General features: G+C 50.3%; 21 protein-coding genes. 16 read left to right on the forward strand and 5 right to left on the reverse strand.

The annotated features are described in order from the left end of the window. Window positions 1-121: 121 nt before the first annotated feature. The 6 genes from P8H26_RS04480 to dnaE all read left to right on the forward strand — a co-directional run bounded on the left by P8H26_RS04480 (window position 122) and on the right by dnaE (window position 11,244). Window positions 122-1,195: an AraC family transcriptional regulator gene (locus tag P8H26_RS04480; RefSeq protein ID WP_289631666.1), complete on the forward strand. Its 1,074-nt coding sequence runs from the start codon at window positions 122-124 to the stop codon at window positions 1,193-1,195. Between the two features lie 777 nt (window positions 1,196-1,972). After that, window positions 1,973-3,301 carry a proline--tRNA ligase gene (proS, locus tag P8H26_RS04485; RefSeq protein WP_289631667.1) on the forward strand — a complete coding sequence of 443 codons (1,329 nt, stop codon included), beginning with the start codon at window positions 1,973-1,975 and terminating at the stop codon, window positions 3,299-3,301. 143 nt (window positions 3,302-3,444) lie between these two features. Further along, entirely contained in the window at window positions 3,445-4,671 is a 1,227-nt protein-coding gene (locus tag P8H26_RS04490) for a lipoprotein-releasing ABC transporter permease subunit (RefSeq protein WP_289631847.1), read from the forward strand. Next, the gene (locus tag P8H26_RS04495; RefSeq protein WP_289631668.1) at window positions 4,671-5,369 is read left to right on the forward strand and encodes an ABC transporter ATP-binding protein; all 699 of its coding nucleotides are present in this window, start codon (window positions 4,671-4,673) and stop codon (window positions 5,367-5,369) included. Before P8H26_RS04490 ends, P8H26_RS04495 begins: the two co-directional genes overlap by 1 nt. 152 nt (window positions 5,370-5,521) lie before the next feature. Next, window positions 5,522-7,105: a sulfatase-like hydrolase/transferase gene (locus P8H26_RS04500; protein ID WP_289631669.1), complete on the forward strand. Its 1,584-nt coding sequence runs from the start codon at window positions 5,522-5,524 to the stop codon at window positions 7,103-7,105. A 653-nt stretch (window positions 7,106-7,758) separates the two neighbouring features. Further along, window positions 7,759-11,244, forward strand: coding sequence for a DNA polymerase III subunit alpha (gene dnaE, locus P8H26_RS04505; protein WP_289631670.1), 3,486 nt, complete (start codon window positions 7,759-7,761; stop codon window positions 11,242-11,244). A gap of 154 nt (window positions 11,245-11,398) precedes the next feature. Here the strand turns inward: dnaE and P8H26_RS04510 are convergent, their stop codons facing one another. Further along, entirely contained in the window at window positions 11,399-12,040 is a 642-nt protein-coding gene (locus P8H26_RS04510; protein WP_289631671.1) for an NAD(P)-dependent oxidoreductase, read from the reverse strand. Window positions 12,041-12,271: 231 nt separating this feature from the next. Between P8H26_RS04510 and P8H26_RS04515 the strand changes: the two genes are divergently transcribed. Beyond that, the gene (locus P8H26_RS04515; RefSeq protein WP_374708229.1) at window positions 12,272-12,679 is read left to right on the forward strand and encodes a winged helix-turn-helix transcriptional regulator; all 408 of its coding nucleotides are present in this window, start codon (window positions 12,272-12,274) and stop codon (window positions 12,677-12,679) included. Window positions 12,680-12,843: 164 nt separating this feature from the next. Here P8H26_RS04515 and P8H26_RS04520 read toward each other — a convergent pair whose 3' ends face one another. Continuing rightward, window positions 12,844-13,245, reverse strand: a complete 402-nt coding sequence (locus tag P8H26_RS04520) for a BspC domain-containing protein (RefSeq protein ID WP_289631672.1) — start codon at window positions 13,243-13,245, stop codon at window positions 12,844-12,846. A gap of 939 nt (window positions 13,246-14,184) precedes the next feature. Between P8H26_RS04520 and rpsD the strand changes: the two genes are divergently transcribed. Genes rpsD through P8H26_RS04535 form a run of 3 tightly spaced genes read left to right on the forward strand, consistent with a single transcriptional unit; the run spans window position 14,185 to window position 15,527 of the window. Continuing rightward, window positions 14,185-14,802 carry a 30S ribosomal protein S4 gene (gene rpsD, locus P8H26_RS04525; RefSeq protein WP_289631673.1) on the forward strand — a complete coding sequence of 206 codons (618 nt, stop codon included), beginning with the start codon at window positions 14,185-14,187 and terminating at the stop codon, window positions 14,800-14,802. Beyond that, the gene (locus tag P8H26_RS04530) at window positions 14,780-14,998 is read left to right on the forward strand and encodes a hypothetical protein (protein ID WP_289631674.1); all 219 of its coding nucleotides are present in this window, start codon (window positions 14,780-14,782) and stop codon (window positions 14,996-14,998) included. Before rpsD ends, P8H26_RS04530 begins: the two co-directional genes overlap by 23 nt. Continuing rightward, window positions 14,982-15,527: a single-stranded DNA-binding protein gene (locus tag P8H26_RS04535; protein WP_289631675.1), complete on the forward strand. Its 546-nt coding sequence runs from the start codon at window positions 14,982-14,984 to the stop codon at window positions 15,525-15,527. Before P8H26_RS04530 ends, P8H26_RS04535 begins: the two co-directional genes overlap by 17 nt. Before the next feature lie 228 nt (window positions 15,528-15,755). On the opposite strand, the gene P8H26_RS04540 is transcribed toward P8H26_RS04535, so the two are convergent. Next, window positions 15,756-16,388, reverse strand: coding sequence for a MarC family protein (locus P8H26_RS04540; protein ID WP_289631676.1), 633 nt, complete (start codon window positions 16,386-16,388; stop codon window positions 15,756-15,758). 436 nt (window positions 16,389-16,824) lie between these two features. On the opposite strand from P8H26_RS04540, the gene gyrA reads away from it, so the two are divergent. Then, window positions 16,825-19,554, forward strand: coding sequence for a DNA gyrase subunit A (gene gyrA, locus P8H26_RS04545; protein WP_374708230.1), 2,730 nt, complete (start codon window positions 16,825-16,827; stop codon window positions 19,552-19,554). 204 nt (window positions 19,555-19,758) lie between these two features. On the opposite strand, the gene P8H26_RS04550 is transcribed toward gyrA, so the two are convergent. After that, a complete protein-coding gene (locus tag P8H26_RS04550; protein ID WP_289631866.1) occupies window positions 19,759-19,938 on the reverse strand; it encodes a hypothetical protein in 180 nt (59 codons plus the stop codon). A gap of 291 nt (window positions 19,939-20,229) precedes the next feature. Here P8H26_RS04550 and coaD point away from each other — a divergent pair, with 291 nt between their 5' ends. From coaD to tgt, 5 genes are all read left to right on the forward strand, one after another. Further along, window positions 20,230-20,724 (forward strand): pantetheine-phosphate adenylyltransferase, encoded by a 495-nt coding sequence (gene coaD, locus P8H26_RS04555; RefSeq protein ID WP_289631849.1) that lies wholly within the window; start codon window positions 20,230-20,232, stop codon window positions 20,722-20,724. A 26-nt stretch (window positions 20,725-20,750) separates the two neighbouring features. Continuing rightward, window positions 20,751-21,350: a peptidylprolyl isomerase gene (locus tag P8H26_RS04560; RefSeq protein WP_289631678.1), complete on the forward strand. Its 600-nt coding sequence runs from the start codon at window positions 20,751-20,753 to the stop codon at window positions 21,348-21,350. A gap of 56 nt (window positions 21,351-21,406) precedes the next feature. Further along, a complete protein-coding gene (locus P8H26_RS04565) occupies window positions 21,407-21,913 on the forward strand; it encodes a peptidylprolyl isomerase (RefSeq protein ID WP_289631679.1) in 507 nt (168 codons plus the stop codon). Between the two features lie 135 nt (window positions 21,914-22,048). Beyond that, a complete protein-coding gene (gene queA, locus P8H26_RS04570; RefSeq protein WP_289631680.1) occupies window positions 22,049-23,122 on the forward strand; it encodes a tRNA preQ1(34) S-adenosylmethionine ribosyltransferase-isomerase QueA in 1,074 nt (357 codons plus the stop codon). 11 nt (window positions 23,123-23,133) lie between these two features. Further along, entirely contained in the window at window positions 23,134-24,267 is a 1,134-nt protein-coding gene (gene tgt / locus P8H26_RS04575; RefSeq protein ID WP_289631681.1) for a tRNA guanosine(34) transglycosylase Tgt, read from the forward strand. Window positions 24,268-24,335: 68 nt separating this feature from the next. Here tgt and P8H26_RS04580 read toward each other — a convergent pair whose 3' ends face one another. Continuing rightward, window positions 24,336-25,052 carry an HAD family hydrolase gene (locus P8H26_RS04580; RefSeq protein WP_289631683.1) on the reverse strand — a complete coding sequence of 239 codons (717 nt, stop codon included), beginning with the start codon at window positions 25,050-25,052 and terminating at the stop codon, window positions 24,336-24,338. Window positions 25,053-25,161: the final 109 nt, after the last annotated feature.

A 25,161-nucleotide genomic window follows, 5' to 3' on the forward strand; every position in this document is an offset into this window, starting at 1 on the left:
TACAAGGATCATTTGCCCGACTGTGTATTTCTGCGACCTGAAACAGGATCAAGGTCGACGCATAACGCGTTTTGCTTCATGTTCCGGAGCCTAGAATACGAGCAAACAGAGATATTAGCCGATGATTTTTATTCCGCTGCCATTTGTGCTGACGATATTGCTGGCCATTATATTGGTGCAGCTCTTGCGCAACCGTGAGGCGGGCAGCCGCTCGGATATGCTTTTTATCGCGTTGATCGGTACCTATATGCTGCAATCGGTTTTGCTTGGACTACGCTGGGGCTATGATATTTTTGCGGTACTGCCGGTGCAAATTATGCTGGCGGCGATGATTGCCGGACTGTCTTATTTAAGCTTTCGCAGTCTCACGGTGCAGAATAGTGCGGATGTTTTGCGGGCAAATAAAATCTGGCCGCATCTGTTGCCGGTGTTTGTGGTCTTCGGCTTGCTGCTTCTACGTCGTGATCTTGCAGCGCTGGCAATTATCGTGATTTTTTTAGGTTATGGTCTGGCTCTGTTACGCCTGAGTTCTGCGGGGCCGGATGTGCTGATTGCTGCAAGGCTGGACGGGGTTTTACGTTCCTATCGGGCAATGCAGATTACCGGCGCTATGCTGATCGGTTCTGTGATCGTTGATATATTGATTAATTTCGATTTTCTCTGGAACAGCGGCCGCTATTCCCCTTCGATCATTCTGGTAACCAATATTCTGTCACTGCTGGTATTAGGCGCAGCGGCCGGTGTGGCGCTGAATAACCGTACCAATGCCGATGAGGATGAACGGGATGAGGGGCGGCCGCTTGTGATTGTAGCGGAAACCACTCTGAACACAGAACAGCACGGAGCTATTGTCGCGGAGTTGGATGCGCTGATGCAGGATAAACAGCTCTATAAGGATATGGAACTTAACCTGAAACGCATTGCGCACCGGCTGCGCAGACCACCGCGCCATGTCTCTGAGGCGGTTAATCGCTGTCGCGGGATCAGTGTATCGGTTTATGTGAATAATTTCCGCGTGGAGGAAGCATGTCGTTTGTTGCGGGAGACGGATGAGCCGGTGACGCAAATTACATTCGCCAGCGGCTTTCTCACCAAATCGAATTTCAACCGCGAATTTCTGCGCGTGACGGGCATGAGCCCTAAAGCATTTCGCAGTCAGATGGGTACATCTGACGTCCGCGACAATGCGCAGTAGGGAGAGCTATATCGCAGTCGGATGCTTGTGCCGAATTCACATGGCTGAGAAGGGCATTCGGTCATGAGGTGGGAAGACTGCTTTATTATCGTGATAAAGCAAAGGCAGTGTTTATAATCACACTATATTTGTATTATTAAGATATAAAAAAAAGCAAGGCGTTAGCCTTGCTGATAAAAATACGCGTCCAACTCGTTTCCTTGTTACAGGCGGCTGCGAATACCGCGCCTGAGTTGCATCCTCCCAAGACTTTGACCGCGTGAGAGAGTAGTTAAGCCTGCTCTCTGTTGTCGTTGCTTGGAAAATAGAATGAGAAATATCAGATGTCACGCGTTTTTTTAGCGCAGACACAAAAATGCCATAAGAATTTAAATGGAAATGCATTTTTTTAAGTTTTTAATTCGATTTAAGATAAGGTTTTCATCAAAAATACAGTTTTTAGAGTAGTTTTTGAGTGAAAACAGAAATTGTAAAAATTTTGTCACAAAGACGTAATGTTGAAATGAATCTTGTAATTTTCATCTGCGCGGGGTCATAACGCGTCAGGATCACGGTATTTTGACTGGCTTCTTCAGTTTGAGAAGGAATCATCGGCCACTGCCATAATTTAGCGGGCTTTATCCGTCAGGTCTGCGTCATTCCGTGCCGAAAACGGCTGTGCTCCGCGCTGCGTGAGACGGGTTTTCATTGCCATGATAAGTGGTTAATAAACACGGGAGATTTTATGTGTTTTTTCCTGATTCTTTTGGGTCGGGAGCAATTTCCGGTGGTTCCTCCATGCGTATGTCGCGATTCTTTTTGCCAATCCTGAAAGAAAATCCAAAAGAGGCAGAAATTGTCTCCCATCGTCTGATGTTGCGCGCCGGTATGATCCGTCAGCAGTCAGCCGGTATTTACACATGGCTGCCGCTTGGCCTGAAGGTTCTGAACAAGGTCAATGCGATCATTCGCGAAGAACAGAACCGCGCCGGTGGTAATGAAATTCTGATGCCGACAATCCAGTCCGCTGATCTGTGGCGCGAAAGCGGCCGCTATGATGCTTACGGCAAGGAAATGCTGCGCATTAAAGACCGCTCCGAGCGTGAAATGCTGTTCGGCCCGACCAATGAAGAAATGGTCACCGATATTTTCCGCTCTTATGTGCGTTCTTATAAGGACTTGCCGCTGAACCTTTATCACATTCAGTGGAAGTTCCGCGATGAAGTGCGTCCGCGTTTCGGCGTGATGCGCTCGCGCGAGTTCCTGATGAAGGATGCCTATTCTTTTGACCTGAATTATGAAGGTGCAAAAGCCGCTTATTACCGTATGTTCGTTTCTTATCTGCGTACATTCTCCCGTATCGGCGTACAGGTTGTACCAATGCGTGCGGATACCGGCCCGATCGGTGGTGATCTGTCGCATGAATTTATCATTCTGGCGGATACCGGCGAAAGTCAGGTTTTCTGTGATCGCGCTTATCTCGATCTGAAAGTACCGGGTGCGGATGTTGATTTCTTCGATGATGCCGCAATGGCATCCATCGTTGACCAGTGGACAACACCTTACGCTGCAACTGAGGAAATGCATGATGAAGCCGCATGGGCGAAAGTCGATGCAGCCAAACAGGTTGCCGCGCGCGGTATTGAAGTTGGCCATATCTTCCATTTCGGTACCAAATATTCGGAACCAATGGGCGCGAAAGTGCAGGGGCCTGATGGCAAGGAACATCTGGTTTCGATGGGCTCTTACGGAATTGGTCCTTCCCGCGTGGTTGCAGCAACGATTGAAGCATCCCATGACGAAAACGGCATCATCTGGCCGAAAGCCATTGCGCCGTTCGGTGCAGGTATTGTCAATATGAAGCCGGGTGATGCGGCTTGCGATGCCGTATGTGAAAAGCTCTATGAAGCACTGACTAATGCCGGTCTGGATCCGTTGCTTGATGATAGCGATGATCGTCCGGGTTCGAAGTTTGCGACGATGGATCTGATCGGCGTACCGGTACAGATCATTGCCGGGCCACGCAGCGTTGCCAATGGCGAAGTTGAAGTCAAAGATCGTAAAACCGGTGAGCGTCAGACAATGACTGTTGAAGCCGCAATCAATCTTCTGACTGCGGGGCAGTAATGTTCAAAAAGCCTGCGACAGGTGGAAACCAAGGCAACGGGGGCGCGCAATTGCTCAATAAATTGCCAAAGAAACAACCGGAAAATAAATCTGCAACGCAGGTGAAACGTCAGGGAACCGGCCCGTTTTCCTCTCTTGAGCGTATGATAGCCTGGCGCTATCTGCGTTCCCGCCGTCGCGAGGCTTTTATCTCTGTGATTGCCGGTTTCTCCTTTACCGGCATCATGCTCGGCGTGGCCACACTCATCATCGTTATGGCGGTGATGAATGGCTTTCGCACGGAACTGCTCAATCGTATTCTCGGTATCAACGGTCACCTGATTGTTGCACCGATCGACAGCCCGATGGAAGATTACGATCATCTGGTGAAGCGTATGGATGCGCTGCAAGGCGTAAAATTCGCTATTCCGGTCGTTGAAGGGCAGGCTCTGGTGCAGGGCAGTATTGGTGCAGGCACCGGTGCCTTAGTGCGCGGTCTGCGTGAGCAGGACGTGAATAAGCTTGAGCTTATCGCCAAGAATGTGAAATCCGGTACTTTTGCAAGTTTCGATACGGCAGACGGCGTGGCAATCGGCACCCGTATGGCGCAAAATCTTGGCCTTGGTGTTGGCGATGATCTGAAGATCATTTCACCGGATGGTGACGTTACACCGTTTGGTGTGAATGCCCGAACCAAAGCCTATCCGATCAAAGCGATTTTTGAGATCGGCATGTCGGAATATGATGCTTCCATTGTGCTGATGCCGCTTACTGAAGCCCAGCTCTTCTTCAATCAGGAAGGGCGTGTACAGTCGATTGAAGTCTTTGCTGATAATCCGGACAAGATCGACGATCTGCGTGCGGGTGTTGAAGAAGCGGCAGAACGTCCTGTGATGATGACAGACTGGCGGCAACGCAATGCCACATTCTTCTCGGCTTTGCAGGTTGAGCGCAATGTGATGTTCATGATCCTCACGCTGATTGTTCTGGTTGCGGCACTCAATATTATCTCCGGCCTGATTATGTTGGTGAAGGATAAAGGGCGCGATATCGCTATTTTGCGCACGATGGGTGCAACCCGTGGCGCAATCATGCGTATCTTCCTGATGACCGGTGCTGCTATCGGCGTCACCGGTACGTTAGCGGGTGTGGTACTTGGCGTTGTCGTGTGTCTGAATGTTGAGAGTATCCGTGCATTCTTCTCATGGCTTTCAGGGACAACACTGTTTAATCCGGAGCTTTATTTCCTGAGCCAGCTTCCGGCTAAAATGAATCTCGGTGAAACGCTTTCCGTTGTTGGAATGGCGCTGGTCTTATCATTTATTGCAACAATCTTTCCGGCTTGGCGCGCAGCCAAACTCGATCCTGTTGATGCGCTGAGGTACGAATAATGGCTCGTGAAACAGGTGAACCGATCCTGCAATTGAAGAATGTCTGCCGTTCTTATAAAGAGGCTGACCGTGAACTGACCATTCTTAAAGACGCCAATTTCACGCTTATGCGTGGTGAAATGGTGGCGCTGGTTGCGCCATCCGGCGCCGGTAAATCCACGCTTTTGCATACTGCTGGTCTTTTGGAAAAGCCGGATTCAGGCGATGTGATTTTAGGGGCAACATCTTGCGCTCAGCTGGATGATGATCAGCGCACGGCGATGCGCCGGCATGATCTGGGCTTTGTGTATCAGTTTCATCATCTGCTGCCGGAATTTACTGCGCTTGAAAATGTAATGGTGCCGCAGATGCTGCGCGGGCTGTCGTCCAAAGTGGCAGCGCAACGGGCGCAGAACCTGCTGGATTATATGCGCATCGGACCCCGCTCATCGCATCGTCCGTCAGAGCTTTCCGGTGGTGAGCAACAGCGTGTGGCGATTGCCCGCGCGGTTGCCAATGCACCGCTGGTGTTGTTTGCCGATGAGCCGACAGGTAATCTTGATCCGTCGACTTCGTCTTATGTGTTTCAGGCACTGGAAGCGCTGGTGCGCCAGTCCGGCCTGTCTGCACTGATCGCAACGCATAACCATGATCTGGCACGGCGTATGGATCGTTGTGTGACGTTGAAAGACGGTAAAGTTGTTGATTTGGTGTTGTAATTACACTCAGTCAGTGCCGGTACATTCAAGCATACTAAAAATCTAAAAAGTAAAATTAGATTTTTTACTTTTGGATTATTGTGAATATTTGTTGAACTTATTGTGACATGTGGATATGCCCCGTTTTAGGGCATTATTCAGGTGGGGCAATAATGGAAAATATTTTAAATCGTGGCCAGCACAAATATAATTTTATTATACTTGTGCTGGCCTTATCTGCATCTTATGCGGTTAAAAAATATTTCCAGATTTCCGGACTTGTCAGCTTTTTAGTTTTTTTCGGACTTGCTGCGATTTTTATTATCCGTGGTTATGGAGCTGTGGCTAAACGCTCTGCTCAATTCCGGATTCTTTATAGTTTATTTCCGTTACTACTTATTTTTATTTATACGATGGTCGTTGGTATATATGGCGACTTTGATATCTCAAGTATTGTTTTCCATCTGGATATGGGTGTTGGTGGTGGCATACCTGAGGGACAGGTGAAATTTGCCACGCGATTTGGATTAAGTTTTTTAGGAATAACGGCGGCGTTCTGGCTTCTGATCAATCTGGATCAACGGTTTTTGATGTTGGATCGTACGTTGTTTGTACCTTTGTTGTTGATTAATCCGATGATCTGGAATGTCGGCGCGTATTTAATCGGTAGTCCTTATGATGACCGGTTGTTAAACGTGTATCATGCACCGGATCAACTTGTGCAGATGACTGATACGAAGAAGAACATGATCATCATCTATGCTGAAAGTACGGAGCGTACTTTCGCGGAAATTCCTGGTGGTGACGTGGTATTTTCGGAAATGAACCAGCTCGCATCCTCCGGTCTGGAGGTTAAAGGTATCGGGCAGGCTGCCAATACCGGGTGGAGTATGGCTGGTTTTGTTACATCACAATGCGGCGTGCCGTTGCAGCCTCTGGGGCTCCTCAGCCACAATATGTATGACAGGCAAAAGACGTTTTTTCCCGGTATCAGCTGTCTCAGTGATGTGCTGAATAAAAGCGGTTATCATGCCGAGTATATTAATGGCTCTGATCATGAATTTGCGGGGATGACCACTTTTTTGAAGAGCCATAATTTTAATGAGGCTCATGGTTTACATAATATAGCTGCTGCCGGTGATTATCATAATTACTGGGGCCTGTATGATGATACGGTTTTTGCGCATGCGGAAGAGCGCATCCGGTTATTGCATCAAGCGGACAAGCCCTTTGTTTTATCCGTAGCAACAATTGGGGCGCATTTTCCTCACGGGCATCCGACGCAAAGTTGCAGACAGGCCTTTCCGCAAAATAAACTGCCGGACATATTGTTTTCCGTAAAATGTACCGGTTATGAAATTAACCGGTTCATTGGCAATCTTCAGCGTGAGGGCAGAACAAAAAATACGGTCATTGTGATTGTCAGCGATCATTTGATGATGAAAAACGACTTTGAAGAGCAATTGAACCAAAAACAGAGGCTGAATTATTTCGCGGTTCTGGCGGACAATATTCATCCGAAGTTGCTGGAGCGTCAGGCCGCAATGTTTGACGTTTTCCCGACGCTGCTGGATCTGTTGGGTTTTAATTTGTCAGCCGGTCGCGCAGGGCTCGGCGTTTCATTGCTGTCGGAGCATGAAACTCTGACGGAGCGCTATGGTGCAGAACAAGTTGACGCACTGATTAAAAATGACCGATTACTGGCGCGTAAAATCTGGTCGGAACCTCAAAGCGAGTTCGCTGTGTCCGCCCGTTAATGTGCTGACTGACAGAAGATATATGTCTGCATTTCATGACGTGCCGCTTGTGTATTGCAAGCGGCATTTTTGTATTTCGATAACGTGCTGAAAAAATTTGCAAAACATTGCGCTGAGCTGTGAAAGCGCGTTTCGCCAATAATACATGCGGAACGGATTGGGAATGCGCAGTTCATATTTCACTAACTATAGATGTTTTTATGAGAACAAACAGGGGTTGACTGCGGAACTATAATAGAACAAACTACAAACATACAGGAACATATGGAGTTCATATCATGTCTGATCTGGTTCGCGATGTTATGTCATTTATTTCCATCGGTTTGTTTGTAGCGACATTTGCTATGTGGGTTGCCGCATTCTGATAGGGTTTGAATACCTTGTCAGAATGACAATAAGATAATCACAGGCGGAGCAACTGCCTGTGCATGGTTTGCAGAATGCATAATCGCATCTGGACATCATGACGACATTGCGGGAAAAAGACTTTTGATATTCAGCTGGAGTCTGAAAGACATTCGGTTCATTATCGCCTTAAATTTCCCGCGTTACAGCGCGTATGTTTTAAAAATATAATCGTTGTAATACTTTGAAATATGAGAATTGCGTTTTGCCTTTTTAGGGGTGAGCGGTCTTTTCGTATCTACGGAGTTGTGTCTTTGCCTTCTGATGTATCTGCCAATTCCGTTGCTCCGGCATTTATTCATCTGCGGGTGCATTCTGCTTATTCTCTGCTCGAAGGGGCTTTGCAGATTGGTAAAATCATTGCCCATGCGAAAGATGATAATGCGCCGGCCATTGCTGTAACGGATACAAACAATCTGTTTGGTGCATTGGAGTTCGCGCAAAAAGCATCAAAAGACGGCATACAGCCGATCATTGGCTGTATTGTGGATTTGGCATTCGGTGATCATCAACCGGAAGGACGTACGGTTAACCGGCGTGACGCGCTTGATCTGGCACCGGTTGTCTTGCTGGCTTCCAGCGAGGAAGGCTATGCCAATATGGTGCGGTTGGTCAGCCGTTCCTATCTGGAAACAGAATCCGGTGATCCCGTGCATGTCCGTGCGGACTGGCTGCCGGATTTGTCGGAAGATGTCATTATGCTGACGGGCGGTGCTGATGGGCCGATCGGGAAGTCTCTGAGCAGTGAACGTGGTGAGCGTGCGCGCAACAGGCTTGAGTTTCTGAAGAGCGTTTTTGCTGACCGTCTTTACATCGAGTTGCATCGCCAGCGCGGCTATGACCGCTCGCTTGAGGCGAAACTTGTTGATCTTGCCTATGAATATGAGTTGCCGCTGGTGGCGACCAATGAGGCATTCTTTAAGCAGAGCGATGATTATGAAGCGCATGATGCGCTGCTGGCAATCGCTGCTGGTCAGGTGATCGCCTCTGATGATCGTCGCCGTCTGACGCCGGATCATTACTTGAAGTCACAAAGCGAGATGGCGGCCTTATTTGCTGATCTGCCTGAGGCTCTGGAAAATACGGTCGAGATTGCACGCCGCTGTCATTGGTATACACAGACCCGTGCACCAATTCTGCCACGCTTTACCGGAGAGTCCGATGATCCTGAGGCCGCGTTGCAGGAAGAAGCTGACGAGATGGCGCGTCAGGCGCGTGAAGGTCTTGAAGAGCGGCTCAAGATTTTCGGTCTCGCTGAGGGCCATACGCATGAGGATTATATTAAGCGGCTGGATTATGAAGTCGGCATTATCGTCCGTATGAAATTTCCGGGTTACTTCCTGATCGTTTCTGACTTTATCAAGTGGGCAAAGCAGCAGGATATTCCGGTAGGGCCGGGGCGTGGTTCCGGTGCGGGGTCACTGGTTGCTTATGCGCTGACAATTACGGATGTTGATCCGCTGCGTTTCTCGCTGCTGTTTGAGCGCTTTCTTAATCCGGATCGTGTGTCGATGCCGGACTTTGATATCGACTTTTGTCAGGATCGCCGCGAAGAGGTGATCCGCTATGTGCAAGCGAAATACGGTCGTGATCAGGTTGCGCAGATTATCACTTTCGGTACGTTGCAGGCGCGCGCGGTACTGCGCGACGTTGGGCGTGTGTTGCAGATGCCCTATGGTCAGGTTGACAGGCTTTGTAAACTTGTGCCGTCAAATCCTGCCAATCCGGTATCACTCGGTCAGGCTATTAATGAAGAGCCGCGTATTAATGAAGAGCGCGAGAAGGAGCCGGTAGTCGGCCGCCTTCTGGACATGTCGCTGAAGCTTGAGGGGTTGTTCCGCCACGCGTCCACTCACGCGGCGGGTATTGTTATCGGTGACCGGCCTTTGTCGGAGCTGGTGCCGATGTATCGCGATCCGCGTTCCGATATGCCGGTCACACAGTTCAATATGAAATGGGTTGAGCAGGCGGGTCTGGTTAAGTTCGACTTTCTCGGACTGAAAACCCTGACGGTGCTGAATACGGCGGTGAAGCTGATTGCCCGTAAAGGCGTGAATATTGATCTGCAAACGCTGCCGTTTGACGACCAATTGACCTATGAAATGTTGTCGCGCGGTGAAACGGTCGGTGTGTTTCAGGTGGAATCGGTTGGTATGCGTAAAGCGCTCATCGGTATGAAGCCTGACCGTATCGAGGATATTATCGCGCTCGTGGCTCTCTATCGTCCGGGCCCGATGGAGAACATTCCAACCTATAATGCGCGCAAACATGGTGAGGAGGAAGTTGCCTCCATTCACCCGAAAATCGACCATCTGGTGAAGGAAACGCAGGGCGTTATCGTTTATCAGGAGCAGGTGATGCAGATTGCGCAGGAGCTTTCCGGCTATTCGCTGGGTGAAGCGGATTTGCTGCGCCGTGCGATGGGTAAGAAAATCCGTGAGGAAATGGACAAGCAGCGCGTCCGTTTCGTGGATGGTGCAATTGAAGGCGGTGTTGGCAAGGCGCAGGCCAATACGATTTTCGACCTGCTAGCCAAATTTGCTGACTATGGTTTCAATAAATCCCACGCTGCGGCCTATGCGATTGTTTCCTATCACACGGCCTATCTGAAGGCACATTATCCGGCAGAGTTTCTCGCCGCATCCATGACCTATGATATGAACAATACGGAAAAGCTGAATGATTTCCGCCGTGATGCACTGCGTCTTGGAATTGAGGTTGTGCTGCCTTCGGTGATGACATCTTTCCGTCCGTTTGAAGTGGGCGAGAACAAGATTTTCTATTCATTGGCCGCGATTAAAGGTGTCGGTGAAGCAGCTGTTGAGCACATTGTTGATAAGCGGAAAGAAAAGCCGTTTGAAAGCCTTGAGGATTTCTGTGAGCGGGTTGATCCGCGTATGGTCAACCGCCGTGTCTTTGAAAGCCTGATCAATGCTGGGGCGCTGGATTGTTTTGGCGTTGACCGTTCGGCATTGAGTTCGGGTATGGATAGCCTGATGGCCTATACTCAGCGCACGCAGGAAAATGCCAATAGCGGGCAGTCTGATATTTTCGGCACGGGTCTGGTTCCGAAAGAAAAGCTTCAGTTGCCGGTGGTAACACCTTGGACATCCTCAGAAAAACTACATCGAGAGTTGCAGGCGGCAGGGTTTTATCTCTCTGCTCATCCGCTGGATGATTATAATGATGCACTGCAAAAAATGCGCGTGCAGAGCTGGGCAGATTTTTCCAATGCGGTGAAAAAAGGCGCTACCAATGGCCGTCTTGCCGGAACGGTTATCAGCAAGCAGGAGCGCAAGACCAAGACCGGCAATAAAATGGGCATCATCGCTTTTTCCGATGCTACAGGGCAGTTTGAAACTGTGTTGTTCTCGGAGGCGTTGCAGCAGTTCCGTGATCTCTTGGAGCCAGGGCGTTCTGTTGTGATTACCGTTTCTGCTGAAAACCGGCCGGAAGGCGTGAGCTTGCGTATTGCAACAGTTGTATCGCTGGAAGATGAAGCCAGTCGCCTGCAAAAAGCGCTGCGTTTGTTTTTGCGTAACAGCGATGCGCTGGATCAGATTGTGCCTTACTTCAAAACCCGTGGTGATGGTGAGGTCAGCTTCATCGTTATCAAGGATAACGGTCAGCGTGAGGTTGAAGTGGCCTTGCCCGATCGCTACCGCATCAGCCCGCAGATCGCCAGCGCGATGAAGGCCATCAGCGGTGTGGTTGATGTCGAACTGGTCAGCTGATTGATTGTAAAAAAAAGCCTGCGGGAACCGCAGGCTTTTTTGTCTTAGAGCGCCGGGCGCCCCATTGGGCGCACAAAGGTCGCTCTAACACTTTAAAAGTAGAGCATAATTAAAACTTAAACTGATTCAAGTTTAAGAAATTATGCTCTGGCTATTAGTAAGCTGCGGTGAAGCGCTGACGGATATGCTTGCCCTGTTCGGCTTCATCAAGAATGGCAACTGCCAGATCACCAACGGTAATTTTGCTTTCTCCTTTGTCATCAAAGACCGGAGAATCTTTGCCAAGACGGAACGTGCCGGTGGCTTCGCCCGGAACCAGCAGAATGGCTGGTGAAATAAATGACCAGTCCAGCTCATTCTCAGCTTTCAGATCATTGAGTGCCTGACGAGCGCCGAGCGCTCCTTCTTTATACTCTGCCGGAAATTCCGGAGAATCCACCAGCTGCGCACCGTTGATTTCGAGGCTGCCGGCGCCACCAACGGCGATCAGGCGTTTGATGCCTGCTTTCTTCACAGCCTCAGTAATGGAACGGCTGCCTTTGATGTGAATGTTGCGGATATCGGCTTCCTGCCAGCCCGGATTATAGGCGGAGATCACCAGATCATGACCTGCAAGCAGCTTCGCCAGAGCGTCCGTATCCAACACATCGGCCTTTACGGCGCTGATATTGGCGTTCGCAGAGATTTTTTCAGGGTGGCGAACAAGCGCGCTTACCTGATGGCCGCGTTTGGCTGCTTCATTGAGCAGGGCAGAACCGACATAGCCGCTGGCGCCGATGATTGCGATTTTTGACATAGTGCTTACCTCATATTATAAGTTGTAAAGAATTATTTTTAATCAGGTTACGATGAGTAACTATGTAATGCGATTTTAAATGGCTGTGAAGAATGCACTTTAAAGTTAGCAGGTCACATCAAAGTAACCGCCTGACTGTGATGGCCGAGCAGTATAAAAATAGAGGCGACAAGGGAGAAGGCAATGTCCTCTCATATGAATGCGGCGCTGAAGAAAAAAGCAGCTGCGAATATGCAAGAGAATGAACAGAGTACACTGCCGCTGCTGGCTGAGATGGCAGGCTTTACACCGGATGAAGATGGTACTTGCCCTATCCGTGAGGTGCTCGACCGTGTGGGAGATACATGGAGCCTGCTGGTTATCCTCAATCTTCAGCAAGGCACAACGCGGTTCAATGCTCTGCGCCGTCTGGTGGAAGGTATATCGCAGCGTATGCTCACAGTGACTTTGCGCTCATTGGAGCGTGACGGGTTGGTGCTGCGCATTGTGCGCCCGACATCGCCGCCCGAGGTGGAGTATTCTTTGACGGCATTGGGTATGTCATTGGCAAAGCCGATTGACGGACTGGGGCAGTGGGCTGTTGAAAACCGCCGCCTTATGCGCAATGAGCAGGCGCGTTTTGATGCTGCACAGGATTAAGTCCTGAAGCATGTCGCCAGCTGCGGGTAGCGAGTTGGGAGTAAAAGCATGCGTTAAACAAAAAGACAGAGCTAGACCCGCGAGGCAGATTAATCGCACACGCTCTGATTAAAACGCACCGGAGTTACCGGTGCGCTTTCAATAGCCATATACCGGTTGCAGCGTTACTTTTTAACGGTAACGGAAATCGACTGAACTTTATTTTTGCTGACAACGCATTTCACGGTGATTGGCTCCCATGCAGTGCCACCTGATCGCAGGCGGGCTTCGCCAGTGAGTTGCACGCTTGTTGCGCCGTTGCCGGTTGTCTTGTTTAACGTAACCGCGTCGTAATCCGCTTGTGTGAAGCCGAAACGGTCATATTTATATTTTTTATCTTTTGTCAGGTCATGAACTGTTGCCGAGCATAGAGCCGTTGCAGGTTTTGCCTTGCTGTCATTAATTGCTAAATTGTAATTGGCCTTAAAATCAGGGCTTTGCTTTGGCAGTTTTTCTGCATGTGCAAAGGATGAAAGGCTGATGAGCGAAGCAATGATGGCTGAGGCTTTAAATGTTGTTTTTAACATGAGATATCCTGCTGGTTATCGAATGAATATAATATAGATATTGATCGTGATTATCTGATTAATATTTGACGCTGAAAATATCGTCGCAAATTATGAGCGAATTAAGCGCTGATGATGGTAAATATAGTCTTTTGACATCGTTTTGTAGTAAAGCTTAAAGAGTAGTCTCTTTTGTCTATATCAAGAAAAATTCATATTGAACTTGAATGAAATGATTATACAGCACTTAAGAATGCAGAATATGAACTGCTCTGCAGGCTATTCAGAATAAAAAATCAAAAGGAATGAAAAAAGCATCACCGGAAGAACACATAAGGCAGTCCCGTTCAAAATGGCGAAAACTGGTCGGTGAAATGCACAGTTCTTTTTGTAAAATTCCAATGTTCTCAGGGATTTTACGGTTTGGTATATTAACAGGTAGATGCCCATTGCTATCAGTCCGATTGTCCAGCCAGACAATACAGCCTGTGTCGGTTGTCCCGGAACCCCGAGTATCCAAGGGAGAATGAGAATGCCGCAAATAACGGCAATCATGTCCGGATATATGCGTATTATAAATTTTATCATATGCGGGCTATCTCGGTTATTAGGGCATTTGACATTTAAACTGAAACAACATTCATCGAATGGCAATGCGACCACCCGACGAATCCAGTGCGCATTCCAAAAAATGTAAAGCTGTATACGGGTTAGAATGCCTGATTTTCAGGTGTCTGAGCTACAGGGCTTGACAACACCGGTACTCAATCCTTAAAAGCCGCCCATGATCTCAGGGCATCTTAGCAGATTCCCTGTATCTTGACGTGTCCCGTGAATCATTACCGCATTCGCTGCCGTAATATTCTGTCAGTCTTCCGATGTGAAGACAGAGGAGGGCGCGTTTCCTTCGAGCGAGGCAGACAAGCTGCCGCGCCGGTATCATTATTAAAGGGAAATGCGATGAGTAAGCGCGAATCTTCCAAGTACAAAATTGATCGTCGTCTTGGCGAAAACATCTGGGGTCGTCCTAAGTCCCCAGTAAACCGTCGTGAATATGGCCCGGGCCAGCACGGTCAGCGCCGTAAGGGCAAGCTGTCCGACTTCGGTATTCAGCTGCGCGCAAAGCAGAAGCTGAAAGGCTTCTACGGCGATATCTCTGAAAAGCAGTTCCGTAAGACTTACGAAGAAGCTGCTCGCCGTAAGGGCGACACCGGTGAAAACCTGATCGGTCTGCTGGAAAGCCGTCTGGATGCAGTTGTTTACCGCGCTAAATTCGTACCGACCATTTTTGCTGCCCGTCAGTTCATCAACCACGGTCACGTTAATGTAAACGGTCGTCGCGTAAACATTCAGTCCTACCGCCTGAAGGCTGGTGACGTGATTGAAGTTCGTGAAAAGTCCAAGCAGCTGGTTATCGTTCTGGAAGCTGTTCAGCTCGCAGAACGTGATGTGCCTGACTACATCGTAGCAGACCACAACAAACTGACTGCAACATACAGCCGCGTTCCTGGCCTGTCTGACGTGCCATATGCCGTTCAGATGGAACCAAATCTGGTTGTTGAATATTACTCACGTTAATCGTGACGTTGGCGGAGCCTTCCGCTACGAAATCGAAGCCGCCGCGGTTAACCGCGGCGGCTTTTTTGTTATGGAAAAGCTGCAGACTGTCTTTTTCATCGACGGCAGCCTCTTTCAACAGCGGGCTGCCTTATGTATTGTGGCGCCAACATTAAGAAAAAATCTTGGAGTGCAGGTCTATGGCAGGCTCAGTTAATAAAGTTATTCTCGTTGGTAATCTCGGAGCGGATCCTGAAATCCGTCGTCTGAATTCCGGTGAGCCGGTTGCAAACCTGCGTATTGCAACATCGGAAAGCTGGCGCGACCGCCAGTCCGGTGAGCGCAAAGATAAAACCGAATGGCACAGCGTTGTGATTTTCAATGAAAATCTGGCCAAGGTTGCTGAGCAGTATTTGAAAAAAGGCGCCAAGGTTTACATTGAAGGTCAGTTGCAGACCCGTAAATGGACAGACCAGAACGGCAACGACAAATACACAACTGAAATCGTGTTGCAGAAATTCCGTGGTGAATTGCAGATGCTCGACAGCCGTGGTGAAGGCGGCAGTGGTGGTGGAGGTCGCTTTGAAGGTGGCGGCAGCGGCGGCGATCGTTTTGCCAGCGGCGGCGGTTCATCGCGTGGCGGTGACTATGGCAGCAGCGGTGGCGGTAATGATTTCGGCCGTTCAAGCCCGCAGCAGCAGTCCGGCGGCTTCAGTCATGACTTGGATGATGATATCCCATTCTGAGTATCTGATCCAAAAGTCGCCCGACTTGGCTGCAAATGGCAATGTTCTGCGCTTCGGTACTCACGTACAATAAGTACGCTCCGTTCCGATGCTCGCAAATCACCATTTTCGCTGGCGTCTGTCGCTTTTTGATTCAGACACTTAAGTGTTCACAAAAGAAAAGCCCGCGTCTGACGCGGGCTTTTTTGTTTAGAGCGCCGAGCGCCCCATTGGACGAACAAAGGATGCTCAGCTTCCTACGATCAGTGAGCGGATACCATCCGCCACAAATTGCACTGCCAGAGCGGCAAGGATGACGCCGAGCAGGCGGGTGAGGATCGAGCGGCCTGTTTCCCCTAAGAAGCGGTCAACGCGCTCTGCCAGCAGGAATACGATGTAAGAAAGTACAATACAGGCAAGCAAAATGCCAAGCAGGGCAAGTCTGGAGCCGATGGTCGGAAATGTACCACCCAGAAGCACCGTAGCGGAAATTGCGCCGGGGCCGGCAATCAGCGGAATGGCCAGCGGGAAGGCGGCAACATTGCGGATATGGTCTTTGGTAATTGCGACGGTCGCGCTTTTCTCATGGCGCTCCTGACGGCGCTCAAAGATCATTTCAAATGAGATCCAGAACAGCAGCAAGCCACCGGCAACGCGGAAAGCGCCGAGCGTAATGCCGAACAACATCAGGATTTGCGCACCTGCAATGGCAAAAAGCGCAAGGATGATGAAGGCAATGATACTGGCTCGTTTGGCGACCTGAGCTCTCTCGCGGCGATCCATGCCGGTCGTAACAGCCAGAAACAGCGGTGCAAGACCGGGCGGGTCGATGGTCACGAGCAATGTGACAAACGCGCTGAAAAGACTGTCAAAAAAGCTCATTCATGTTCCGATCTTGTGTATGTAGGTTTCTGTTGATGATTATGCCTGTTATTGCGGTCTTTGTGCAAGATGTCCCGATCAGATGTAAAGTGAGAATGACCGTAAACCAGTGTTAAAAATTAAAGCAGTTTTGGCTGTTTTCCGGACGATTTTGTTTTCGCACCGGATAAAAATTCGCAGCCGCGATAATATTCTCTGATTTGTGGCTGGTATCGTGACAAATATGCCTTTGAAGTGGTAAATCAGGCATATTTGATGTGTATGAAAGCTGCCGCAAGGCCGTCGAAATTTCGTGATTTTGATGTTATGGGATAGACTGCAATCTATCAAAACTAATCGATTCTTTATGAAAGATATTTGAATAGTGACAGACCTTACTCCGCCGCCCGGTTCAGAAGAATCTAATGGTATTGAACCGATTTCTATTGTGGAGGAGATGCAGCGGTCCTACCTCGATTACGCGATGAGCGTTATCGTCAGCCGCGCGCTTCCGGATGTTCGTGACGGGTTGAAGCCGGTTCACCGGCGCATTCTCCATGCCATGAATGAGATGGGGCTTGCCTGGAACCGCTCCTACCGTAAATCTGCCGGTGTCGTCGGTGAAGTGATGGGTAAATACCATCCGCACGGTGACGCCTCGATTTATGATGCGCTGGTGCGTATGGCGCAGGACTTTTCCATGCGCGAGCCACTGGTTGACGGGCAGGGCAACTTCGGCTCCATCGACGGCGACAGTGCTGCGGCGATGCGCTATACTGAGTGCCGTCTGGAGAAGGTTTCTTCGGTTCTTCTTGAAGATATCGACAAGGACACCGTTGATTTTCAGGACAATTATGATGGCCGCGAACAGGAGCCTAAAGTGCTTCCGGCGCGCTATCCGAACCTGCTGGTCAATGGTTCCGGCGGTATCGCCGTTGGTATGGCCACCAATATTCCGCCACATAATTTGGGTGAAGTGATCAATGGCTGTATTGCCCTGATCGACAATCCGGAAATGACGCTGGAAGAGATGATTGAGATCATTCCGGGGCCGGATTTCCCGACCGGTGGTCTGATTCTCGGTCGTGCCGGTATCAATTCTGCCTACAGCACCGGTCGCGGTTCTGTGCTGATGCGTGGTCGCGTTACCATTGAGCCGATGCGCAATGACCGTGAATCTATCGTGATCACGGAAGTGCCGTATCAGGTCAATAAAGCGACCATGATCGAGAAAATGGCTGAGTTGGTGCGCGATAAGCGCGTGGAAGGCATTTCCGATCTGCGTGACGAATCCGACCGCGACGGTTACCGCGTGGTTGTTGAACTGAAGCGCGATGCGAACGCCGATGTGGTGCTGAACCAGCTTTATCGCTACACGCCGCTGCAAACCTCTTTCGGCTGCAATATGGTGGCGCTGAATGGTGGTAAACCACAGCTGCTGAATCTGATGGAAGTGCTGAATGCTTTCGTGCATTTCCGTGAGGAAGTTGTCAGCCGCCGTACCAAGTTCCTGCTGAATAAAGCCCGTGAACGCGCGCATGTCTTGGTTGGTCTGGCGATTGCTGTTGCCAATATCGACGAAATTATTGCGCTGATCCGTCGTGCTCCGGATCCTGCAACGGCGCGTGAACAATTGATGACACGCCGCTGGCCGGCTGCTGATATTGCGCCTCTGATCCGTCTGATTGATGATCCGCGTCATGTGCTCAACGACGATAATACCTATAATCTGTCGGAAGAGCAGGCACGCGCCATTCTTGAACTGCGCTTGCAGCGCCTGACAGCTCTCGGTCGTGATGAAATTGCCGATGAACTGAACAAGATCGGCGAAGAAATCAAAGATTATCTGGCAATTCTGGCCTCGCGTGAGCGTATCCTTGGCATCGTCAAAGACGAAATGGCAGCGGTTCGTGATGAATTCGCCACCCCGCGCCGTACTGAGCTGACCCTTGGCGGCGCTGATATGGATGATGAAGACCTCATCGCCCGTGAAGATATGGTCGTCACCGTCAGTCATGCCGGTTATATCAAACGTGTACCGCTCAGCACCTATCGTGCGCAGCGTCGCGGCGGTAAAGGCCGTTCGGGCATGGCAACCAAGGACGAGGATTTCGTTACCCGTCTGTTCGTGGCCAGCACCCATGCGCCGGTATTGTTCTTCTCGTCGCGCGGTATTGTGTACAAAGAAAAAGTCTGGCGTCTGCCAATCGGCACCCCGCAATCCCGTGGTAAGGCATTGATTAATATGCTGCCTTTGCAGCAGGGTGAGCGTATCACCACAATCATGCCATTGCCTGAGGATGAGGCAAGCTGGTCTGAACTCGACGTGATGTTCTCGACAACGCGCGGTACTGTGCGTCGTAACAAGCTGTCTGATTTCGTTCAGGTCAACCGCAATGGTAAGATTGCGATGAAGCTGGAAGAAGAGGGCGATGAAATCCTCTCGGTCGATACTTGTACTGTCAATGATGACGTGCTGCTGACTGCCGCCGGTGGCCAGTGTATTCGCTTCCGTGTGGATGATGTTCGCGTCTTCGCTGGTCGTAATTCGATTGGTGTACGCGGTATCAATCTGGCCGAAGGCGACAAAGTCATCTCGATGGCTATTCTTGAACATGTGGAAGCGACACCGGCTGAGCGTACAGCCTATCTGAAGCGCGTTGTTGCTGAACGCCGTAGCCTCGGTTCGGAAGATATTGAGGATATTGCGGTTGTCGGTGAAGACGTGACCGAAGATGCGGAACTGAATGACGAGCGCTATGAAGAGCTGAAAGCCCATGAGCAGACTGTTCTGACAGTCAGTGAGTACGGTTACGGCAAGCGTTCTTCCTCTTATGAATTCCGTATTTCCGGCCGTGGCGGTAAGGGTATCCGTGCAACTGATACATCCAAAACTGATGAAATCGGCAAGCTTGTCGCGCTGTTCCCAGTTGAGGCAAGCGACCAGATCCTGCTGGTATCGGACGGCGGTCAGCTGATCCGCGTACCGGTTGGCGGTATTCGCGTTGCCGGACGCTCCACCAAGGGCGTGACCATCTTCAACACGGCTGACGGTGAAAAGGTTGTGTCGGTTGAACGAATTTCGGAAACCGATGATGAAGAGGATGAAACCTCGGAAACCGCCGGTGAACAGACACCGGTTCAGGAAGTGACCCAAGCGGGTGGTGATGAACCTGCCGCAGAATAAGCTCTGAAGCAAAAAAAAAGCCCCGTCAGTCACTGACGGGGCTTTTTTCTTGGGATATAGGCAAAGAAAAAGGCGGTGTCTTCTCACACCGCCTTAAATAAAAGCCTGGACTGGAGGTTCCGGCTGCAACTACCCTCTGATTAAAGAGGCATTTTGTATCTATTTAGACCTGATTTAGGCAAAACCAAGATATTATCACTTCACTTATGCGTGTGTAATGCGTTTTGATCTGGTGCCACGTGCGATGCGGCGCACGGAACGCAGATCGAATACAGATTTCTGATCATTCAGGCGCTTGGAGGCGCTTTCTTCGATCATCAGGATAATGGCTGCAAACATCATCGCGACGATCATTGATATTGCGAGAATAAATAGCATCATCATTTTATCCTTTCGCTTATATTACGCACAAGCGAGACAAAGGTTGCATAAAATCTTTGGTTGAGTGGTGTGTGTGATCTGTGCAACGACTGTGTTGCCTGTAATATAGGCGTTTTCCCGTGAATTATTCCTGACCGGTCTATTCATGCTAGGTTCAGTTTGAGAGCGCGTAAACCTATGCTTTTGATTTAAGACTGAGGCTTAGAGAGGTTCTTGCTCCGCTCTTTGCTGAACCCTTTATGTACTTCGCTTTTGAGATTGAAATTGGTCAGTATAATGATTAATTCATTGGGTATGAAAACAGCTCTCTATGCAGGATCATTTGATCCGGTCACCAATGGTCATCTTGATGTTCTGCGCGGGGCTCTCGGGCTGGCCGACAAGGTGATTGTCGCTATCGGTGTCCATCCGGGCAAAATCCCGATGTTCAGTTTTGAAGAGCGTGTGGCACTGCTGCGTGAGGCCGGAGAGCAGGCGTTCGGCAAAGAGAGCAGCCGCATTGATTATACCAGTTTCAGTGGTCTGGTCGTTGAAACGGCTAAAACCTTCAAGGCGACACTGATGGTGCGCGGTTTACGCGATGCCACAGATTTCGACTATGAAATGCAGATGGCCGGTATGAATGCAGGGATGGAACCGGAAATTCAGACGGTATTTTTGCCTGCCTCCCCAAATGTGCGTTTTATTACTGCCACACTGGTACGCCAGATTGCGGCAATGGGCGGCGATGTGAGCACATTCGTGCCGCCTGCCATTGAGAAAGCCCTTCGGTTAAAGCTTAAGAAATAAGAATTCAGCTTCACACAGGAAAAATCATGTCCTTTTTGCGTAAATTACTGGCCGTCACGGCCTTTCTCGCATTTTCTGCCACTGCCGCTTTGCAGCCGGTCAATGCGCAGGCCGCAGACCCGGAAAATACCGTGGTTCTGACCCTGAAAGACGGCGATGTTGTCATCGAACTGCGTCCTGATCTGGCGCCGAAACATGCGGAGCAGATTAAGAAGCTGGTGCGCGACGGTGCCTATAACGGCGTTGTGTTTCACCGCGTGATTGACGGCTTTATGGCGCAAACCGGTGACGTAGAGTTCGGTAACGCGGATAAAGACTACAATCCGGGTCGCGCAGGCACCGGCGGTTCTTCCTATGGCAATATTCCGGCAGAGTTTTCCAAGCAGCCGTTTATTCGCGGAACAGTCGGCATGGCGCGCAGTTCATCGCCGGATTCTGCCAATTCGCAGTTTTTCATTATGTTTGACGAAGGTTCATTCCTGAACGGCCAGTACACTGTTGTTGGTGAAGTGGTCAGCGGTATGGAAGTCGTCGATAAAATCAAAAAAGGCAGCAAATCTGCTAATGGCGCGGTTGATAATCCTGACCGTATCGTTAAAGCCATTGTTCTGGCCGACCGCAAATAATTCATTTTAACGTGGCTGCCTGATGCGCAGCCTGAAAAATCTACAGGAGAAGCCCGATGGCTTATAAAGATCCGGAAAATACACTGGTACTGGAAACCACTAAGGGTACCGTTGCGATCGAACTCTATCCTGATCTGGCACCAGGTCACGTTGCCCGTATTAAAGAGCTGGCACGCGAAGGCGCTTATGACGGCGTTGTTTTCCACCGCGTGATCGAAGGCTTCATGGCGCAGACCGGTGATGTGAAGTTCGGTAAGCAGGGTGGCTCAAGCTTCAATGCAAGCCGCGCCGGTATGGGCGGTTCCGACAAGCCTGATCTGAAAGCTGAGTTCTCGAATGTTAAGCACGTTCGCGGCACTTGCTCGATGGCACGCAGCCAGAACCCGAACTCGGCAAACTCCCAGTTCTACATCTGCTTTACTGATGCTCCTTGGCTGGATCGCCAGTATTCCGTATGGGGTCAGGTTATCGAAGGCATGGATAATGTTGACAAAATCAAGCGCGGTGAGCCGGTAACTGATCCGGATTCAATTACTTCTGCGAAAATCGCTGCTGACATTTAATCTGTCGGCCTGCTGATTTGAGGGGCGTGTTATGGTTCAGACCGTAACACGCCCTTTATTTTTTGCCCGCTGTTCTGTATTGCAGGGCAATGCGAAGTCTTAAAATTTTTGAACTCCCCGAAATTGAGGCCAGTGATGCGCGTCGATCTGTTTGATTTTGACCTGCCGGAAGAGCGTATTGCGCTGCGTCCGGTAACCCCGCGCGATCATGCAAAACTGTTGCGCATTATTCCTGATCAGCCTTTGCAGGATCTGCATGTCGGTGATTTGCCGGATTTGCTGCGTGAAGGCGATGCGCTGGTCTTCAATGATACGAAGGTTATTCCGGCACAGCTGGAAGGCACGCGCGAGCGTGACGGCACAGTCGCAACCGTGAGCGCTACCTTGCATATGCGCACCGGCGCTGATCGCTGGAAAGCCTTCTTACGCCCTGCAAAACGCGTTAAGCAAGGCGAGCGTATCCGCTTCGGTCATTCCGGTTCGAGCTGTTTTCTAGGTACGCTGGATGCAACGGTTGCAGAAAAGCACGATAGCGGCGAGGTACTGCTGGTGTTTGATGTGTCCGGTGCCATGCTGGATGAGGCTATTGCTTCCGTCGGTCATATTCCGCTACCGCCTTATATCGCATCCAAACGTGCGGAAGATGCACAGGACAAACAGGATTATCAGACTGTCTATGCCCGTGAAGAAGGCGCTGTCGCAGCACCAACCGCCGGTCTGCATTTCACGCCGGAACTGCTGGAGCGCATCCGCGCCAAAGGTGTGGAAGAGCATTTTGTGACGCTCCATGTGGGCGCGGGCACATTCCTGCCGGTAAAAGCGGATGACACCGCAGAGCATAAAATGCATGCGGAAATCGGCTATGTCTCTGAGGAAACCGCAGCGGCGCTCAATCGTGTGCATGAACGGGGCCGACGGATTATCTCTGTCGGCACCACATCGCTGCGCCTGATTGAAAGTGCAACCGGTGAGGATGGTATTATTCGTCCTTGGTCGGGCGCGACCGATATCTTCATCACACCCGGCTATAAGTTCCGCGCGATTGATATGCTGATGACCAATTTTCATCTGCCGCGCTCGACATTGTTCATGCTGGTCTCGGCTTTCAGTGGTTTTGAGACAATGCAGGCGGCCTATGCCCATGCCATTAGCAATGAATACCGGTTTTATTCCTATGGCGATGCCAGCCTTCTGACGCTTCGCACTTAACGGATTTTGATATGACTAGTGAAAATTTTGAATTCAAAGTGCTGGCGACAGACGGCAAAGCACGTCGCGGTGAAATTACCATGCCGCGCGGCACTATCCGCACTCCGGCCTTTATGCCGGTTGGCACCGCAGGCACCGTTAAAGCCATGTATATGGATCAGGTGAAGGATCTTGGCGCGGATATTATCCTCGGCAATACCTATCACCTGATGCTGCGTCCGGGTGCCGAGCGTGTGGCACGTCTTGGCGGCTTGCATGAATTTGGTGGCTGGCAGGGGCCGATCCTCACCGATTCCGGTGGCTTTCAGGTTATGTCGCTGGCGCAGCTGCGCAAGCTTACTGAGCAGGGCGTGACATTCCGTTCGCATATTGACGGTCGCGCCTATGAAATGTCGCCGGAGCGCTCCATTGAAATTCAGGGACTGCTCGATAGCGATATCCAGATGCAGCTGGATGAATGTACGGCACTGCCTGCAACCTTCAATGTGATGCAAAAGGCAATGGAGCTTTCATTGCGCTGGGCTGAGCGTTGTAAGGTGGCCTTTGGCGATCAGCCGGGCAAAGCCATGTTCGGTATCGTGCAGGGCGGCGATAATGTGCAGTTGCGCGAGCAATCCGCACAAGTGCTGAAAGATATGGATCTCAAAGGCTATGCCGTTGGTGGTCTTGCTGTGGGCGAACCGCAGCAGGTGATGCTGGATATGCTGGATGTGACCTGTCCTATCCTGCCGCATGAAAAGCCGCGCTATCTGATGGGTGTTGGTACACCGGACGATATGCTGAAATCGGTTGCGCGCGGCATTGATATGTTCGACTGCGTAATGCCGACCCGTGCAGGCCGTCATGGTCTGGCCTTTACCCGCCGCGGTAAGGTGAACCTTCGCAATGCGCGCCATGCAGAAGATCACCGCCCATTGGATGAAATGTCAACCTGTCCGGCATCGAGTAAATATAGCCGCGCTTACTTGCATCATCTGGTGAAATCCAATGAAGCATTGGGCGGTATGCTGCTGACATGGAACAATCTGCATTATTATCAGTATCTGATGCAGGGTATCCGCGATGCGATTGAAGCGGGCCGTTTCAATGACTTCTTCGAAGAGACAAGGGCAGAATGGGCCAAAGGCGATATTTCGCCTTTGTAAGCTAAAAAGAGCGGCGATATTTCGCCTCTGTAATGAGCAATAAAAAGCGGGAGAAATCCCGCTTTTCTTTATTCCGCAGCTTCTTTTGCCGCTTCCAGCAAAACACTGACCATATCCAGCGTTATCTCGTCAAAATGCGAGACGACACGGCTTGGCTCGAAATGCGAGACATGCAAATCGGTATAGCCGAAATCAACAGCAATCACCGGAATGCCGGCAGCTTTGGCGGCGTCAATATCGGCGCGGCTGTCACCAACCATAATCGCCTGATAGCGGTCGCCTTTGGCCTGCGCAATCGTATCAGTCAGGTGGCGCGGATCAGGCTTGCGGTAAGGGAAGGTGTCTTGTCCGCAAATCGCGGCAAAGCGGTGTGCTTCGCTCATGCGCTCCAGCAGCGTTTTAGCACTGATCTCAAATTTATTGGTGCAGACAGCAAGGGTGTAACCGGCAGCGCTCAACCGGTCGAGACTGGCCAGCACACCGGGATAGAAGGCTGAATTGCCCGGCATTTTGCTGTTGTAATGCTCCATAAACAGGGCAAACAGTTTTTGCATATCGCTGTCGGTCAATTGACGGTTCTGTGCCTGATAAGCGCGTTCAATCATCACTTTAGCGCCGGAGCCGACAAATTTGCGCAGAGATACGGGATCGGCAGGTGTCAGACCGCCTGCAATCAGACAATGGTTGAGGCTGTCCAGCAAGTCCGGTGCGGTATCAACCAATGTGCCGTCGAGGTCAAAAACAATGATCGGCTGACCTGTGGTGACTGAGGAGGAATGAGACATATCTGCCCTTTGGCTTATCACTATTTCAGAGAGCACGGTGTCCAGAGGGCGCCGTAGCATTCGCAAAATTATCCGAAACTATGGTTATTGATAGTCTTTTTCCGCAAAT

Origin of the sequence: Pseudochrobactrum sp. sp1633, assembly GCF_030376605.1 — a bacterium.
In the GTDB taxonomy this organism is placed as follows: Bacteria; Pseudomonadota; Alphaproteobacteria; order Rhizobiales; family Rhizobiaceae; genus Pseudochrobactrum.

Coding starts and splice junctions, on each gene's coding strand:
- P8H26_RS04580 (WP_289631683.1), bottom strand. CDS start 25,052: ATGTCTCATTCCTCCTCAGTCACCACAGGTCAGCCGATCATTGTTTTT.
- P8H26_RS04480 (WP_289631666.1), top strand. CDS start 122: ATGATTTTTATTCCGCTGCCATTTGTGCTGACGATATTGCTGGCCATT.
- gyrA (WP_374708230.1), top strand. CDS start 16,825: ATGCAGCGGTCCTACCTCGATTACGCGATGAGCGTTATCGTCAGCCGC.
- queA (WP_289631680.1), top strand. CDS start 22,049: ATGCGCGTCGATCTGTTTGATTTTGACCTGCCGGAAGAGCGTATTGCG.
- P8H26_RS04510 (WP_289631671.1), bottom strand. CDS start 12,040: ATGTCAAAAATCGCAATCATCGGCGCCAGCGGCTATGTCGGTTCTGCC.
- P8H26_RS04535 (WP_289631675.1), top strand. CDS start 14,982: ATGGCAGGCTCAGTTAATAAAGTTATTCTCGTTGGTAATCTCGGAGCG.
- proS (WP_289631667.1), top strand. CDS start 1,973: ATGCGTATGTCGCGATTCTTTTTGCCAATCCTGAAAGAAAATCCAAAA.
- P8H26_RS04520 (WP_289631672.1), bottom strand. CDS start 13,245: ATGTTAAAAACAACATTTAAAGCCTCAGCCATCATTGCTTCGCTCATC.
- P8H26_RS04515 (WP_374708229.1), top strand. CDS start 12,272: ATGCAAGAGAATGAACAGAGTACACTGCCGCTGCTGGCTGAGATGGCA.
- P8H26_RS04565 (WP_289631679.1), top strand. CDS start 21,407: ATGGCTTATAAAGATCCGGAAAATACACTGGTACTGGAAACCACTAAG.
- P8H26_RS04540 (WP_289631676.1), bottom strand. CDS start 16,388: ATGAGCTTTTTTGACAGTCTTTTCAGCGCGTTTGTCACATTGCTCGTG.
- P8H26_RS04490 (WP_289631847.1), top strand. CDS start 3,445: ATGATAGCCTGGCGCTATCTGCGTTCCCGCCGTCGCGAGGCTTTTATC.
- P8H26_RS04560 (WP_289631678.1), top strand. CDS start 20,751: ATGTCCTTTTTGCGTAAATTACTGGCCGTCACGGCCTTTCTCGCATTT.
- coaD (WP_289631849.1), top strand. CDS start 20,230: ATGAAAACAGCTCTCTATGCAGGATCATTTGATCCGGTCACCAATGGT.
- P8H26_RS04500 (WP_289631669.1), top strand. CDS start 5,522: ATGGAAAATATTTTAAATCGTGGCCAGCACAAATATAATTTTATTATA.
- P8H26_RS04550 (WP_289631866.1), bottom strand. CDS start 19,938: ATGATGATGCTATTTATTCTCGCAATATCAATGATCGTCGCGATGATG.
- P8H26_RS04495 (WP_289631668.1), top strand. CDS start 4,671: ATGGCTCGTGAAACAGGTGAACCGATCCTGCAATTGAAGAATGTCTGC.
- rpsD (WP_289631673.1), top strand. CDS start 14,185: ATGAGTAAGCGCGAATCTTCCAAGTACAAAATTGATCGTCGTCTTGGC.
- tgt (WP_289631681.1), top strand. CDS start 23,134: ATGACTAGTGAAAATTTTGAATTCAAAGTGCTGGCGACAGACGGCAAA.